This window comes from Amycolatopsis sp. NPDC005232, assembly GCF_040607795.1.
Classification (GTDB): Bacteria; Actinomycetota; Actinomycetes; order Mycobacteriales; family Pseudonocardiaceae; genus Amycolatopsis.
In genome coordinates, this window is record NZ_JBEXHL010000009.1 from 204,083 (window position 1) to 218,921 (window position 14,839).

Here is a 14,839-nt window from a genome sequence, read left to right on the forward strand (position 1 = left end):
GTGCTTCCTAGAGTGATCGACCTGGGTGGTAATCAGTCGATTGTTCTGGATAAGCGCTGTCATGTACTGGCTGGATTTAATGGTGCTGGAAAATCAGAGACGCTGGCGCGTATTGCCGAAGCCCTGGGGAATAGTAGTCAAATAATACGTTTGCATGAAATATGTGAACAAGTTCGAGCAGTCCTCCAGTCGCGGACTGACATCGAAGATATGGAAACCGAAGTCGGATCGCTTCCTATTCCGGACGATGTCATCGAGTCGATTTGTAGCGTAGTTGGGCGCGACTACGAATCGGTGGAATGGTTTAATCTTGAGCTGGAGCCGTCTGCGGGTAGCTTTCCTAATTGGCCATGGCTGAATGATGACCAGTCGATTGTTCCTCATTTCAAAGTTGAGCAAGATGGCATCTCTTATGGTTCTACGCAGATGGGCCTAGGTGAGTTTTCGGTTCATCTGTTGTTTTGGATCTTGAGACAGCTGGAATCGGGGCCAGGCACTTTGTTGTTGCTTGACGAGCCAGACGCATATCTTCCGCCTCGCACGAGGATGCGGTTTCTGGCGCATCTGTTGAACCTTGCTCGCAAGCAAGAGTGGCAGCTAGTTCTCTCCTCGCATGCAGAGCAGCTCATAAGTGCAGCTCATGAGCATGATGCACTAGTAGTTTTGGTGCGTCACGCTGGGGAGGTGTCTTGGTATAGATCCACTGAGCACGGTGCGGAGTTAATCCAGGATCTTGTCCACAATTCCGCGGCTGATCTGATTCTTTTCTGTGAAGATGAGTCGGCGGCGGCGCTGACCCGGGCTATCTTGAGGAATCAGGCTCCTGATTTGGCGGATCGGACGGCTGTGCTGTGGAAGGACGGTGATGGATATCTCCGAAAGCTTGCTCAACATTTACCAAGGACGTCGGCAAGTCCAGTCAAATTTTCACTGGTTTTTGATGGTGATCAAGAGGCTAGGATTGCTAGCTTGGCTGAAAGAGACCTCGGGCGGTGGCCGGTCCTGACGCTGCCAACTGGAGTGTCTCCGGATGAACTGTTTCGTCAAGTCAAGAATGTCCCGTCGGAACTTGCATCCGCATTGGGAACAACGGAAGCACTCTTGTCTGTAGCGCTGAGCGCGCTAGCGGGTAGTGAAGGGCACGACTGGGTGAACGAAATCGCCCGGCGATTCGGGCCACGTACGTCGGCGCTTAACGCGCTAGCCACGCTCTGGGTGTCGAGAAATGAAGATGCCGCTGTCGAGTTCTGCGCAAAACTACGATCCGGCCTAGGATTGCCGATCAGATCCGCGCGCGAGCAGTGAACGGTATTTCTTGCGCAGGTCCGTACCCAGTTAGCGCCGGAGCTGCTCCGAGGCCGGCCCCTTCACCGTCGGTTCCCTCGGCGTCCGATACAGGACGAGAGCAACCTTGCCCGATTAGCTTAGTGACTACCTGGATGCCGAGCGAACAAGATCGTCCTTCGACACACGTTGGTTGTCAGGTGAGCGAGTTCTGCAGGCGGATGAGGCGGCGGAACTGGCGGGCCGAGCCGATTTCGGTCGCGAGCAGGCGCGCTTTGGTGACGTGGAGGCGTGCTTCCCCGGGTTCATGTCGCGCGACGAAGGCGGTGGCTAGGTCGACGCGCAAGCCGGCCTCTGCCCGTGTGTATGTGGCGTCCAGGCCGGTCAGCGCTGCTTTGAGCACGTCTACGGCTTCCGGAGCGCCGATCCGAGCAAGGGCGTGCCCTCGCCATCGCGCGAGGTGGACGGCATCGAGAGCGACGTAAGGGCCGTGTTCTCCGGGCTGATCTGACGGCAGCAGCGCTGCCGCGCGATCGAACGCGCGCAGGCTCGCCGAACGCTGGTCGTTCGCCGCTAGTGCTTCTCCGTGCGCGGCAGCCAACCAGGAGCGCCGCAGACGGTCTGTTTTTCGATGCGCGCGTCCTTCGACTGTGGCGAGCAACTCAACAGCGGCGGCCTTCTCTCCGATGTCGAGGAGGACGAAGGCCTGTTCGGCTGACGTATGTATTTCGAAAGCGGAGAAGCTGGATTGGCTGGCGGCTTGTTTCGCTTGCTCGTAGTGCTTCCATGCCACAGACGCCCGACCCAAGTCAAGGGCCTGCCATCCAGCGAGGGTGCCAAGCTCAGCCAGTAGCGCCGCAAGTTGTTGGCGCACTCCCGCGGACATGCTGTGGGCGAGCAGGTGGGTTACCTGGTCGATTTTGACCGTCACCTCCTCGAAGGCGGTCACCGCGCCTAGTTGCCGGTCCAGCCGACGCATGCTGGATAGCTGGTTGTTAAGCAGCCCGACTATCGAGGGTGTGACGCGGCGGGTGGCGCTCAGTGTCGCCCGCAAATCTTGGTCATCTGTCTCGTTGATAGCCAGCGCGTCGACCGGTGACAGCAAGCTGTCAGCGTCGACGCCGAAGATGCGTTCCAGCAGGCGAGCGGTGGCAGGGCGCGGACGGCCGACCTGAGTTCCATCCGCCTTGCGGCCGGCGACCAGGCGTTTCAGGTGACGTTCGCTCAGAGTTCCCGGCTCGCCGAACTGGCGGGCGAACTCCTCGGTGAACGCGACGAACTCGGACAGTGTCTCGTTGCGCTGCCAGATCTTCTGCTCAAGCAGGGTTCGCGGCCGTCGCACTCGTTCGTCGCCTGTCATGCCCTCTCCTCGCGGTCCTGGCCCCGGACCGTCCCCGCTACGGCACCCGCTGGACCTTCCGACTAAATGATCGCACAAGTCAAGCTTATTTCAGCTATCTGAGGTTGATGAGCTGGCCGAAGGCGGCCAGCGAAGGGGCTGACATGTGCAGTGAAGTGGGCGGCCGCGTGGCAGCGCGGAGGTACGTGGCGTGGCAGACGTGCACCCGTGATGGCCGGGACCACGCCGTGACCGATGAGGAGTTCGCCCGGGGGCGGCGCACGAGGTCGGCGGGGCGCTACGGCTCAGTGTGCGGGCACGTCGTGGTCGTGGGGTCGATGCTTTTGCCGCCCGCCCCGCTGTGCGCGGCGTGCCACGCCATTGTGTTCGCGTCGTCAGCGCTGCCGTCGACCCAGCGAGCTCGGCCGAACAAGGCGTCGCTGTGGTCTCGGTTGCGTGGGCACCGCCGCCCCCAGTCGCTGCGAGTATCCGCCGGAGGTGCGCAGTGACGGTACGTGTGATCCTTGCTCGCCCTGTGCGCGGAACGGTTGGTGAGACGCGTCGCGTCGTGCACGTGTTCCGTGTGCCGTATGAAGAAACATTGCCGACCAGGCTCGTCGCCTGCTGTGGCGCAGACTTCGGGCCTGGTGCGCTGGACATCGTCGATGGGCTGACGGGTATGCCGTGTGTGATGTGCCTGCGGTATTCGCCGACCACTACTGAGCTGACGGCGGGCGAATGATGGCGCGGTTCGTGCATGTGGAGGGTTCCACCGACGGGATCGATCCGGCTCTTGTGCCTCCGGTGCGGCTGTTGATCGTCGCGACACTTGCCGATCAGCAATGGCACGAGTTCGCCACGGTGCGCGAGTCCTTGAGGCTGAGTCCGGCGGCGCTATCGAAGCAGCTCGCGACTCTGCGCAAGGCAGGCTTTCTTGAGACTCGGCACACGACCGACGGTCGGCGCTCGGCGTGGCGCCTCTCTGCGTCGGGAGCCGACCAGCTCGACCAACACGTGGCGGCGCTGGGGCGTGTCGTCGCGACAGTTCGAGAGATCGTCTCGGCGGCTCGGGCTAGGGAGCAGAGGTGACCGGCATTCCTGATCTGCCACGAAATTTTGGGGGTCCGCGTTGGCGGGTATATCACCTAGCTGACGACGCCTCCGACTCTTGGCAGGAGCGGTCGGCACGCCTGCAAGGTGAGCTTGTCAAAGTTCTCGCCACGCCGGCGCAGGCTGCCGAGTGGCTGGCAGCGTTCGTCCTCGCACTCGATGGAGCGATGTACGTGTGGGACACCGAACGGCGACGTTGGGACTACTGGTGCTCCGTGGACGCGTCGACACACATTCGCCGTGAGGCGATGATCAGTCTTGGTTCGGGTTGTTCGATGTACGTGTCCGTGCGCTCGCGATGGGGTCATCACCTTGTCGAACTTGAAGCGATCGACCGGGTGTGACGCCAGTCAAACGCGTCCCAAAAAAGGGCGTTTGAGTCGCTGCCGAGGACGGCTGGGACGGGGCGCAAGGGACGCGTCCCACATGTCCCATCAATGTTTTCGCAGGTAGAGCGTGAGTATGAGGTGTCCCGCTGCTGGGACGGATCGGGACGGCTGGGCCAGGGTCTCCCAGGTCACATGTACGTAAACAAAAGGGTGTCCGCCTTTCCCGCCTTGACAACGGTTCACCGGCCGTCAACACAATCCAGCTTCGGGGTGCACGCCCAGCGCAACACGCCCCGCGAGGCCCCGAACCCGCACACCCCACGCAACACGCCCTGCGAGGACCGAGAACCGAACACCGAGGCCCCGAAAATCACCCCACCCCACCCAACACAAACTCCCGAAAAACCCCCACAGCCCGACTAACCGGCTCCCCTCTCCGCCAAGCCAGCCCGATCGTCCTCCCCACCGGCGGCTCGATCTGCACCTCCGCTACCCCAGCCGGCGCCCCAGGCTCGAAATGCGGCAACAACGCCACCCCCAACCCGGCCGCCACCAACCCCCGCACGGTGTCCGACTCCTGCCCCTCGAACGCAATCCTCGGCGAAAACCCCGCAGCCGCACACAACTCGTCCGTGATCCGCCTCAACCCGTACCCGGGCTCCAGCAACACGAACTCCTCATCGGCGAGCTCCTCCATCCGCACCCCACTGCGCCCAGCCAACCGATGCCCCGCCGGCACCGACAACAAAATCGGCTGCGTGGACAACACCGCCGTCTCGAACACCACATCTGACGGAACCGGCGCCAGCAACGCCAAATCCAGTTCGCCACCGGCAAGCCGGTCCACCATTTCCTGCCGCGACCCCTGCACCAACGTGAACCGCGCCCTCGGCGCTTGCGCCCGGTACCCCCGCAGCAACGACGGCACCAACGACCTCCCCAGCAGGTGCAGGAACCCGAGCACCACCCGCCCGCTCTCCGGCTCGATCTCCTCCCGAGCCGACCGCGCGCCCGCGTCGACGGAAGCCAGCGCCCGCTCGGAAGCCTCCGCCAACAGCTCCGCCGCCCGGGTCAGCCGGATCCCGCGCCCATCGGGCACCGTCAGCGGCGCCCCCAACGACTCCGCGAGGGCCGCGAGCCGACGGCTCACCGTGGGCTGCGGCACACCCAGTAGCTCGGCCGTGCGTGTGACGTTCCTCGTGCTCCGCAGGGTCGCGAGGAGCAGTAGGTGGGGCGCGAGCTGGGAAGTCAGGCTTTCATGCGTCACGGTATGGATTATCGCGCACAACCGTATTGGACGTATTGTTTAGCTCTCCTTACTTTCGGCGGATGTGACCACTACAGCCAGTACCACCGTTCGGGTCAAGGTCGCCGTCGCAGCTGCCGGGTTCACGTCGTTCGCGCTGCTCTACGCGCCGCAGCCGGTGCTGCCGCAGCTCGCGCAGCAGTACCACCTCGACCCCGGCGGCGCGTCACTGGCGGTGAGCGTGGCGACGGGGGCGCTGGCGATCTCCGTGCTGCCCATCGCGGCACTGTCCGAAGTGGTCGGGCGCCGATCGGTGATCATCGCGTCGGTGGTGATCTCGGCGGTGCTGGGGCTGCTACTGCCGCTCGTGCCGTCGTACTCGGTGATGCTGGTGCTGCGCGCTGTCCAGGGCGTGGCGATCGCGGGGTTCCCCGGCGTCGCCACGGCGTACCTCGTCGAGCGGCTCGGCAAGGTCGGCGTCGCGGCGGCGGTGGGCGCGATGATCGCCGGCAACTCCATCGGCGGCATGACCGGCCGCCTCGCGACGGGCTTCACCGCGGGCCCGCTGGGCTGGCGCGGTGCGCTGTACGTCGTGGCCGGCATCTCGCTGGTCTGCGCGATCGTCACCGTCGTCGCGCTGCCACGCGGCCGGCAGCACCAGGAAGACCGCCAATCCCTGCGTGACGTCGGCATCGGCCTGCTCCACGCCGTGCGCAAACCCGTGCTCCTGGCCCAGTACGCCGTCGCGCTGCTGGCCATGGGCTCGTTCGTCGCGCTCTACAACGCCGCCGGCTTCCGCCTCACCGGCGAACTGCACCTCTCGCCGGCCATCGCGTCACTCGTCTTCCTCGCCTACGCGCTGGGCTCGGTCTCCTCGGCGACGGCCAACCGGCTGGCGACGAGGATCGGCCGCCGCCGCGCGATCATCGGCGCGCTGCTGCTCATGGCCGTCGGCGCGGCGCTCACCATCCCGGACTCCGTGGCGATGGTCGCCGTCGGTTTTGTGGTGCTGACCTGCTCGTTCTTCGCCGCCCACGCCATCGCCAACAGCTGGGTCGCCGCCGAGGCACCCGAGACCGCCCGCGGCCAGACCGGCGGCTGCTACACGCTCATGTACTACCTCGGCAGCAGCGTCGGCGGCGGGGTCGGCGCGGTGATCTACGGCGAAGCCGGCTGGGCCTGGCTCATCGCCGCCGTGGCCGTGTGGCTCGCGCTGGCCGCGGCCGCCGTCGGCGTGGGCACCACGGTCCACGTCCGCACGCGCGAGCTGGCGCACACGTAAAACCTCAGCCGACCGCCGCCACCAGCAGCCCGCCGCCGACCGGCAACAGGGCCGGGACCAGGCGTTCGTCCTCCCGCATCGCCCGCGCGACCTCGCGCAGGGCGAGTGTCTCCGGGTCCCGCCGCGATGGGTCGGCGACGCGGCCGCCGGCCAGCACGTTGTGGAAGGCGATGATCCCGCCGCGGCGCAGCAGCGAGACGCCCTTCTCGTAGTAGTTGGGGAACTCGAGGCGCGCCGCGTCGATGAACACCAGGTCGTAGCCGCCGGGCGTGAGCCGGGGGAGCACGTCGAGGGCGCGGCCGACGATCAGCCGCGTGCGGCCGGGCGGGATGCCGGCTTCGAGGAACGTCTTGCGCGCCGCGCGCTGGTACTCGGGCTCGAGGTCGATCGACGTCAGCACGCCGTCGGGGGCCATCCCTCGCAGCAGGTGCAGGCCGCTCACCCCGACCCCAGTGCCGACCTCCACCACGGCCCGCGCGCCGAGCGTCGCGGCGAGGAAACGCAAGGTCGCGCCCGCCCCCGAGGCCAGTGGGGCGCAGCCCAGGTCGGCCGCGCGCGCCCGCGCCGCGGCCAGTACGTCGTCGTCGGGAAGGTACCCGTCGACGTACTCGGCGCCGACCGGCTCGGCCGCCGAGGCCGCATGCGTCCCGGAACTCACGCGCGAAGGTTAGCGTTGCTTGTCGATAAATCAGCGAAGGCTCCCTGGTAAGCCCGCCGAAATAACTTCTCAGCCTGCTCTCAGTCCTGTCTCACTAGAACCATAAGGAGACCCGACAAACTCAATCTCGACCGTGCGGGAACACCGTGCCCGAGAGCAGCGTTGGCTGAGCAGAAGAGGAGAGTCGCAGATGGAGGTGCCTGCTCCCCTGATGCAGACCGCTGACAAGTCGGAACCCGAGCTGGTGACCGTGGACTCGGGCGAGGCCACCTGGACGCCCCCGTCCTGGGACGAGGTCGTGCGCGAACACGCCGACCGCGTCTACCGCCTGGCCTACCGCCTCACCGGTAACAGCCACGACGCCGAGGACCTCACGCAGGAGACGTTCATCCGCGTCTTCCGCTCGCTCGCGTCGTACAAGCCGGGCACGTTCGAGGGCTGGCTCCACCGCATCACCACGAACCTGTTCCTCGACATGGCCCGCCGCCGCTCGCGCGTGCGCATGGAGGGGCTGCCGGACGACACCGACCGCATCGTCGGCGACGACCCGAGCCCCGAGCAGGTCTACACCGACACGCACCTCGACCCCGACTTGCAGGAGGCGCTCGACGAGCTGCCCCCGGAGTTCCGGGCCGCCGTGGTGCTCTGCGACGTCGAAGGCCTCTCGTACGAGGAGATCGGCGCTACGCTGGGTGTCAAGCTCGGCACCGTCCGCAGCCGCATCCACCGCGGCCGGCAGGCGCTGCGTGCGTCGCTGGAGCGCCGACGTGCGCTTCGGGACGAGTCTGTGAGGGTGTCGGTATGACCGCTGCGCGAGGGTGGGGTCTCCCCGAGTCGCACCTGCTTCCGGATGTCGTGGTCGCGCTGGTCGACGGCGAGCTGTCGCTCGGCGCGCAGGACCGCGCGTCGGCCCACATCGCCCGTTGCCCGGGGTGCGCTGCCGAGGTCGCCGCCCAGCGGCAGGCCGTCGCGGCCGTGAAGCGCGCCGGCGAGCCGTCGATGTCGGCCGGGTTCCTCGCGAGCCTGCGGTCGATCCCGGACCACACCGAGCTGCCCGGCACTCCCGACAACCTGGCGATGACGGCCGACGGTCAGCTCGTCGCCATCCAGCGCCCGGACCGGGTCGCGGGCTTGCGTGACGCGGGGGTCCTCGGAGGTACTGCCCCGTTGGGCTCGTCCACGCCGCTCGGGCACTCGTCCCACGTGCTCGGCGGCGGCCGTTTCACCCTCACCCGTAAGCGCGCCGCACAAGGCGCGGGCGTCGTCGTCTCCGGGCTCGTGCTGAGTGCGCTGGCCCTGGTCGGCACGACCGCCGACAGCGGCGAAGGCGCCCCGGACACCGGCGGCGTGCCGCAGCCCAACGCGAACCTGCTGCCCGCCCAGATGGCCGTGCCCCGCTCCGAGCCGACGCTGCCGCCCCCGTCCCCGACGTTGCCGACGGCCACGCAGGTCGTCGACCGGCTGACCCCGGTTCCGGCTCGCTGAGCCACCCGCACCGCTTCTCCAGGGGGAGGTAGCGGTGCGGGCCAACAGCCCATGCGGCCGGTGTTTTCGGCCACCGCACCGGTTTGCTGAGCGGTCTCCCGCACTCCAGCTCGCGGAGTCCGCGCGCGGCCGCCCATCTGCCGCCGACTGCCACGCGACTGACCCGTCCGGGCTCGACGAACGGCCCCGGCCCCCGAGGCAGATCGTGTGGTGCGGCTCGGGCCAACAGCCATTTCACCGTCGTCTGGGCAGACTCGGACGTCGAGGCTTGGGTATCGTCACGCCCAGCCACCTGATCTCAGCCCCGGGGAATGATGACCGAGCAGCCGAACGCGAACTCCGCCCAGCCGCCTGCCGCGGGCGACGACCGGCTGGGACCCCGGCCGCTCGACCGCCCCGCCGTGGACCCGGCGCAGGAAGCGGTGTTCGGCCGGCCGCGCGGTGTCGACGGCGCGTTCGACAAGCTCTACACACCCGCCACCAACGGCAAGGGCAACCTCGACCTCGCCCCGCCCACACCGGAGTCGCTCGCGGAGGCGTTCCGCCGCCCGCCGGGTGCCGAAGGCGTGGTGCTGGAGCGCCCGCGCGAGGCGACCGGCGAGCAGCCCGCGCCCGAAGATCCCCTGTGGACGGACACGCGCGACCCGTGGCGTGATCCCGCGGCCGGCGCCGTGCTGGCCGGCCCGGCGATGCCCGCGGAAGACGAAGAGAAGCCCCGCAAACGCCCGCCCGGCGCGCTGCTGAGCCTGCCCGAGGTGCTGTTCGGCCGCCGCGTGCAGCCGAAGGCCCTGGCACTGCTCGGTGTGGTCGCGCTGCTCGTGGGTGCGGTCGGCGGGCTCGTCGGCTGGTGGATCGCCGACACGGGTTCGGCGCTCACCGGCAGTGCCACGATCTCCGAGGCCGAAGCGGCCAAGGAACGCCCGCCGGGGTCGATCGCCGACATCGCGAAGCGCGTCTCGCCCGCGGTCGTGTCGCTCGAGGTCTTCAAGCCCGGTGCCGACTCCGGTGAGCAGGGCTCGGGTGTGATGATCGACCCGCAGGGCTACATCCTCACCAACGAGCACGTGGTCACCACCGCCGTCGCCGACTCGACCGTGAAGATCACCGCGATCTTCAACGACGGCACGCGCACCGAGGCCAAGATCGTCGGCTCCGACCAGAAGACCGACCTCGCCGTGGTGAAGGTCAACGTGACCAACCCCGTGGTGATGCAGATCGGCAAGTCGTCCGACCTGCAGGTGGGCGACGCCGTGATCGCCGTCGGTTCGCCGCTGGCCCTGCAGAACTCCGTGACGTCGGGCATCGTCAGCGCGCTCGACCGGCCGATCACGGCCGGTGGCGACAGCGGCGAGCCGCCCGTGACCTACGAGGCCATCCAGACCGACGCCGCCATCAACCACGGCAACTCCGGTGGCGCGCTCGTCGACGCCACCGGCGCGCTCGTGGGCATCAACTCGTCGATCCGCTCGTCGAGTGCTGATGGGGGAAGCATCGGCATCGGCTTCGCCATCCCGAGCGACTACGCGATGAAGATCGCGAAGGCGCTGATCAAGGACGGCAAGGTCGTCCACGCGGACATCGGCATCAACGCCTCCTCCACGGTCGCCGGCTCGTCCACGATGGGCGCGCAGGTGAAGAACGTGGAACCCAACGGTCCCGCGGCCGCGGCCGGCATCAAGGAGGGCGACGTGATCACGAAGATCGGCGACCGCCTGGTGCGCGACTCCGCGGAGCTGACCGTGGCTGTCCGCAACCACGACGTCGGTGAGGTCGTGCCGGTGCAGCTCGCGCGCGCCGGCGCGGTGCTGGTTGTCGACGTGACTCTCGGATCCGACTGATCGACGTCACATCGTCTTAAGCCCCGCTTCGTCCTTCGGGCCTGCCGGAACAGTGGGCGGCCCGGGTACTCTGAACGGGGAAGCACCGAGCGGAGGTTCACGGGTGTTCGACAGTGTCGGATGGGGCGAGATCCTCGTGCTCATCGTCGCCGGTCTCTTCATCCTCGGCCCGGAGCGCCTTCCGGAAGCCGCGTCGTGGATGGCGAAGAGCGTGCGCAAGGTCCGCGAGTTCGCCAACGGTGCGCGCGCACAGCTGCGCGAGGAGATGGGGCCGGAGTTCGACCAGCTCCGCAAGCCGCTGGAAGACCTGCGCGGGCTGCGCAACTTCGACCCCAAGCGGGTCGTGACCCAGCACCTGTTCGACGGGGACGCGGATCCGTTGGGGCTCACCAGCTTGAACTCCACGAACGGTTCGAACGGGACGAACGGCTCCAACGGTTCCCAAGCCGTGAAGCCGCAGAGCGCCACGCCGCAGGCCGAACCGCTCAAGCCGGGCGAGCGGCCCCCGGTCGACCCCGACGCCACCTGAGCGCCGGGTCCGTCCCTTAGCGACCGGTCAGGGTGTGACCTCGGCCGGACCTCGCGACGTCGGGCGAGTGCCGACTTGCGGCGGCCGGAACGGGCGAGTTGGCTGTGGCGGGTTGCCCGGTGTGGCGGCCGGCCCGACGTGACCCGACCTCTCGCACGACGAAACGAACTTCCTGGGTAACCTCGGGCAAACCGCCCATAACGACCCTGGAGGTCTCTGACATGTCACGCCGTGCGGGCGTCCTCGCCGCAATCATCGCCGCAGCGGGTGTCCTGGCCGCCGGATGCACCGCGGACGACGAGCCCAGCACCATGCCACCGGCCACCTTCACGTCGGTGCCCGCTCCCGCGACGACCGGCGGGCCGTTCGCCTCGCCGTCCCCGAGCAGCACGCTGAACGCGCCGGCCGGCGACCAGACCTACGTGAAGCGCGGCGCCCAGACCGGCGTGCCCAACGTCGACGTCCTCATCACGCTCGATTGGGCCAAGGGCAAGATCAACCCGCCCGCCGGCACCGTCGACGTGCAGGTCGGCAACCGCGTCCGGGTCGTGCTCACCTCGGACCAGCAGGTCGACGTGAACGTCGACGGCCACCCCGAAGCCGCCACGGCCGTCGGCCCCGGCGACTCCGCGAACGTCGACTGGGCTGTCACGCAGCCCGGCGCCACCGCGGTGACGCTGGGCGCCGACAAGACGCTCCTGACGACGGTCCGGGCCTCGTAGGCGCCGACAAACCGCTCAGCGGCCGGCGGGGCTGACGTTCAGCATCATCCCCGCCAGGCCGCGGGCCCGGACGGTGAGCTTCTTCGCCGCTTCCTTGAGCACCAGCGACGCCGGCGCGTCCGGCTCCGCCAGCACGATCGGCGTGCCCTCGTCGCCCTGCTCACGCAGGCGCGGGTCGAGCGGCACCTGGCCCAGCAGCGGCACCTGCGAGCCCACGGACTTCGACAGCGAGTCGGCCACGGCCTGGCCGCCGCCGGAGCCGAAGATCTCCATACGCTCGCCCGAAGGCGTCTCCAGCCACGACATGTTCTCGATCACGCCGGCCACGCGCTGACGCGTCTGCATCGCGATCGCGCCCGCGCGCTCGGCCACCTCGGCGGCGGCCTGCTGCGGCGTGGTGACCACGAGGATCTCCGCGTTGGGGATCAGCTGCGCCACGGAGATCGCGATGTCGCCGGTGCCCGGCGGCAGGTCCAGCAGCAGGATGTCGAGGTCGCCCCAGAACACGTCGGCGAGGAACTGCTGCAGCGCGCGGTGCAGCATCGGGCCGCGCCACACCACCGGCGCGTTGCCCGGCGTGAACATGCCGATCGAGATCACCTTCACGCCGTGCGACTGCGGCGGCATGATCATCGTCTCGACCTTGGTCGGCTTCTCGCGCGCGCCCAGCATGCGGGGGATCGAGTGGCCGTAGATGTCCGCGTCGACGACACCGACGGACAGGCCGCGCTCGGCCATCGCGACGGCCAGGTTCACGGTGACCGAAGACTTGCCGACCCCGCCCTTGCCCGAAGCCACGCAGTAAACGCGGGTCATCGAACCCGGCTGCGCGAACGGGATCACCGGCTCGGCGGAGTCGCCACGCAGCGACTTGCGCAGCTCCGTGCGCTGCTCGTCGCTCATCACGTCGAGCTCGACCCGCACGTCGGCGACGCCGGGGAGCTTCTTGACGGCCTTGGTGGTGTCCTCGGTCAGCGTCGCTTTGAGCGGGCAGCCCGCCACGGTGAGGTAGATGCCGACGGCGACCACGCCGTCTTCGCCGACCACGACGTCCTTGACCATGCCGAGGTCGGTGATCGGCTTTTTGATTTCGGGGTCGTACACGTCCTTCAGCGCGGTGCGGACGTCTTCGACGCTGGGGAGCTGCTGTGTACTCGTCACCAGACCCATGTTACGTACCGGTCGGCACGTCCGATTTCGCCGCCTGCTTCGGCTTGCGTGATTTCGGTCGTACCGCGAGGTCGTCACGCAGCCGGTCGAGCTCGCCGCGCAGGTAGTCGCGGGTGGCGACCTCGCCGACGGCGAGCCGCAGCGCCGCCAGCTCACGCGCCAGATACTCGGTGTCGGCCTTCGTCTGCGCGGCGCGCGTGCGGTCCTCTTCCAGCGAGACGCGGTCGCGGTCGTCCTGCCGGTTCTGCGCCAGCAGGATGAGTGGCGCGGCGTACGCGGCCTGCGTGGAGAAGGCCAGGTTGAGCAGGATGAACGGGTACGGGTCCCAGCGCAGCGACACCGCGACCAGGTTCAGCACGATCCAGATGATGACGATGAGCGTCTGCCAGAACAGGTACTTACCGGTGCCGAGGAACCGCGCGATGCGCTCGGTGAAGCGGCCGAAGGTGTCCGGGTCGATGTTGAGCCGGAACCGTGCCTGGCTGCGCGGCTGGTCGAGCCGGCGGCCCGAGGAGAGGTCAGGCACGGTCGGCCTCCTGGGTGTGGGCTTCGGCCTGGTCGTGGACCTCGGCGGGCACGTCGGCGACGTCGTGCAGGCCGGTTTCGCGCCAGTCGTCGGGCAGCAGGTGGTCGAGCACGTCGTCGACGGTGACGGCGCCCAGCAGGTGCTCCTCGGGGTCGACCACGGGGCCGCACGCGAGGTTGTATGCGGCGAAGTAGCGCGTGACCTCGGCCAGTGAGGCCTCGGGCCGCAGCGCCGTGAGGTCGGTGTCCACGGCGCTCGCCACGAGTTCCGCGGGCGGCTCGCGCAGCAGGCGCTGGAAGTGCACCACGCCCACGAACCGGCCGGTCGGCGTCGCCGTCGGCGGGCGGCACACGAACACCATGCTGGCCAGCGCGGCGGGCAGGTCGGCGTTGCGGATGTGCGCGAGCGCCTCGGCCACGGTCGCGTCGGGCGTGAGCACCACCGGTTCCGGGGTCATCAGACCGCCGGCGGTGTCGGACGAGTAGGCCAGCAGCCGCTTGACCGGCGCCGACTCCTCGGGCTCCATCAGCGCCAGCAGCCGGCTCTGGTCGGCGGGCGCCAGCTCGGCCAGCAGGTCGGCCGCGTCGTCCGGGCTCATCGCCTCGAGGATGTCGGCCGCGCGCTCCTCCGAGAGGTAGGCCAGCAGCTCCTTCTGGTCGTCGTCGGGCAGCTCTTCGAGCACGTCGGCGAGGCGTTCGTCGTCCATCGCGTCGGCCACCTCGTGGCGGCGTTTGAGCGGCAGGTCGCGCACGGTCGCGGCGATGTCGACGGCCCGCATGGTGTCGAACAGCATCAGCAGCTGCCCGGCGCCTTGCGGCTGTGCGGTGAGGTCGGTGAGGCCGAGCCCGGCGACCTCGTTCCACGTCAGCACGTGCATGGCGGTGCGGCGGCGGGCGATCCCGAGCCGGGTCTGGCGTTCGCGGATGGCGAGCTTCGCGAGCACCCAGTCGCGGGTGCGGGTGGGTTCCATCGCGGCGTCGACCACCGTCACGCGCGTCTCCGTGCCGGCGAGCGACGCGTGCGCGTCGAGCAGCTGCCCGCAGACGAGGACCTCGTTGGGGCGCTGGGTGAAGTGCCGCATGTTCACCGAACCGGTGGCCAGCGTCACAGCCGTCGGCTCGATCGTCGTGACGCGCAGCATCGGCACGAAAACGCGCCGCCGCGTCGCGAGCTCGACCACGAGGCCGAGGATGCGGGGCGGCTGCTGGTCGAGTCGCAGGCCCGCGACGACGTCGCGGACCTTGCCGATCGACTCGCCGTCGGGCCCGAACACCGGCAGACCCGCCAGTCGAGCCACAAAAACCCTGTTCACGGCAGCCAT

Annotated in this window: 15 protein-coding genes; 9 read left to right on the top strand and 6 right to left on the bottom strand. The window is 68.3% G+C overall.

What is annotated here, in order from left to right; genetic code table 11:
- Window positions 1-12 precede the first annotated feature (12 nt).
- Entirely contained in the window at window positions 13-1,305 is a 1,293-nt protein-coding gene (locus tag ABZU76_RS19645; protein ID WP_354871330.1) for a hypothetical protein, read from the top strand.
- A 175-nt stretch (window positions 1,306-1,480) separates the two neighbouring features.
- On the opposite strand, the gene ABZU76_RS19650 is transcribed toward ABZU76_RS19645, so the two are convergent.
- Window positions 1,481-2,644 (bottom strand): hypothetical protein, encoded by a 1,164-nt coding sequence (locus tag ABZU76_RS19650; protein WP_354871333.1) that lies wholly within the window; start codon window positions 2,642-2,644, stop codon window positions 1,481-1,483.
- A gap of 717 nt (window positions 2,645-3,361) precedes the next feature.
- On the opposite strand from ABZU76_RS19650, the gene ABZU76_RS19655 reads away from it, so the two are divergent.
- Both ABZU76_RS19655 and ABZU76_RS19660 read left to right on the top strand, forming a co-directional pair.
- Window positions 3,362-3,712, top strand: coding sequence for a transcriptional regulator (locus ABZU76_RS19655; protein WP_354871336.1), 351 nt, complete (start codon window positions 3,362-3,364; stop codon window positions 3,710-3,712).
- Complete coding sequence (locus ABZU76_RS19660) at window positions 3,709-4,077, top strand: hypothetical protein (protein ID WP_354871339.1); 369 nt, start codon at window positions 3,709-3,711, stop codon at window positions 4,075-4,077. Before ABZU76_RS19655 ends, ABZU76_RS19660 begins: the two co-directional genes overlap by 4 nt.
- 355 nt (window positions 4,078-4,432) lie before the next feature.
- On the opposite strand, the gene ABZU76_RS19665 is transcribed toward ABZU76_RS19660, so the two are convergent.
- Entirely contained in the window at window positions 4,433-5,329 is an 897-nt protein-coding gene (locus ABZU76_RS19665; protein WP_354871342.1) for a LysR family transcriptional regulator, read from the bottom strand.
- 64 nt (window positions 5,330-5,393) lie between these two features.
- On the opposite strand from ABZU76_RS19665, the gene ABZU76_RS19670 reads away from it, so the two are divergent.
- Window positions 5,394-6,590 (top strand): MFS transporter, encoded by a 1,197-nt coding sequence (locus ABZU76_RS19670; RefSeq protein WP_354871344.1) that lies wholly within the window; start codon window positions 5,394-5,396, stop codon window positions 6,588-6,590.
- Window positions 6,591-6,594: 4 nt separating this feature from the next.
- Here ABZU76_RS19670 and ABZU76_RS19675 read toward each other — a convergent pair whose 3' ends face one another.
- Entirely contained in the window at window positions 6,595-7,248 is a 654-nt protein-coding gene (locus tag ABZU76_RS19675; protein ID WP_220246413.1) for an O-methyltransferase, read from the bottom strand.
- Between the two features lie 190 nt (window positions 7,249-7,438).
- On the opposite strand from ABZU76_RS19675, the gene sigE reads away from it, so the two are divergent.
- The 5 genes from sigE (at window position 7,439) to ABZU76_RS19700 (ending at window position 11,822) form a co-directional block, all read left to right on the top strand.
- The gene (gene sigE, locus ABZU76_RS19680; RefSeq protein ID WP_354871346.1) at window positions 7,439-8,053 is read left to right on the top strand and encodes an RNA polymerase sigma factor SigE; all 615 of its coding nucleotides are present in this window, start codon (window positions 7,439-7,441) and stop codon (window positions 8,051-8,053) included.
- Window positions 8,050-8,733: a zf-HC2 domain-containing protein gene (locus tag ABZU76_RS19685; RefSeq protein ID WP_354871348.1), complete on the top strand. Its 684-nt coding sequence runs from the start codon at window positions 8,050-8,052 to the stop codon at window positions 8,731-8,733. Before sigE ends, ABZU76_RS19685 begins: the two co-directional genes overlap by 4 nt.
- Window positions 8,734-9,047: 314 nt before the next feature.
- Window positions 9,048-10,571, top strand: coding sequence for a trypsin-like peptidase domain-containing protein (locus tag ABZU76_RS19690; protein ID WP_354871351.1), 1,524 nt, complete (start codon window positions 9,048-9,050; stop codon window positions 10,569-10,571).
- 103 nt (window positions 10,572-10,674) lie between these two features.
- Window positions 10,675-11,100, top strand: a complete 426-nt coding sequence (gene tatB, locus ABZU76_RS19695; protein WP_354871354.1) for a Sec-independent protein translocase protein TatB — start codon at window positions 10,675-10,677, stop codon at window positions 11,098-11,100.
- A 221-nt stretch (window positions 11,101-11,321) separates the two neighbouring features.
- Window positions 11,322-11,822: a hypothetical protein gene (locus tag ABZU76_RS19700; protein ID WP_354871356.1), complete on the top strand. Its 501-nt coding sequence runs from the start codon at window positions 11,322-11,324 to the stop codon at window positions 11,820-11,822.
- 15 nt (window positions 11,823-11,837) lie between these two features.
- Here the strand turns inward: ABZU76_RS19700 and ABZU76_RS19705 are convergent, their stop codons facing one another.
- The 3 genes from ABZU76_RS19705 to ABZU76_RS19715 are packed head-to-tail and all read right to left on the bottom strand — an operon-like array spanning window position 11,838 to window position 14,839.
- Entirely contained in the window at window positions 11,838-12,983 is a 1,146-nt protein-coding gene (locus ABZU76_RS19705) for a P-loop NTPase (RefSeq protein WP_220246419.1), read from the bottom strand.
- 10 nt (window positions 12,984-12,993) lie between these two features.
- Entirely contained in the window at window positions 12,994-13,518 is a 525-nt protein-coding gene (locus ABZU76_RS19710) for a DUF1003 domain-containing protein (protein WP_354871358.1), read from the bottom strand.
- Complete coding sequence (locus ABZU76_RS19715) at window positions 13,511-14,839, bottom strand: CBS domain-containing protein (protein ID WP_354871361.1); 1,329 nt, start codon at window positions 14,837-14,839, stop codon at window positions 13,511-13,513. Before ABZU76_RS19715 ends, ABZU76_RS19710 begins: the two co-directional genes overlap by 8 nt.

Excerpts from the sequence above, each read along its gene's own strand:
- ABZU76_RS19655 (WP_354871336.1), top strand. The coding sequence starts at position 3,362 with ATGATGGCGCGGTTCGTGCATGTGGAGGGTTCCACCGACGGGATCGAT.
- ABZU76_RS19690 (WP_354871351.1), top strand. The coding sequence starts at position 9,048 with ATGACCGAGCAGCCGAACGCGAACTCCGCCCAGCCGCCTGCCGCGGGC.
- ABZU76_RS19715 (WP_354871361.1), bottom strand. The coding sequence starts at position 14,839 with ATGGCTGCCGTGAACAGGGTTTTTGTGGCTCGACTGGCGGGTCTGCCG.
- ABZU76_RS19650 (WP_354871333.1), bottom strand. The coding sequence starts at position 2,644 with ATGACAGGCGACGAACGAGTGCGACGGCCGCGAACCCTGCTTGAGCAG.
- sigE (WP_354871346.1), top strand. The coding sequence starts at position 7,439 with ATGGAGGTGCCTGCTCCCCTGATGCAGACCGCTGACAAGTCGGAACCC.
- ABZU76_RS19685 (WP_354871348.1), top strand. The coding sequence starts at position 8,050 with ATGACCGCTGCGCGAGGGTGGGGTCTCCCCGAGTCGCACCTGCTTCCG.
- ABZU76_RS19700 (WP_354871356.1), top strand. The coding sequence starts at position 11,322 with ATGTCACGCCGTGCGGGCGTCCTCGCCGCAATCATCGCCGCAGCGGGT.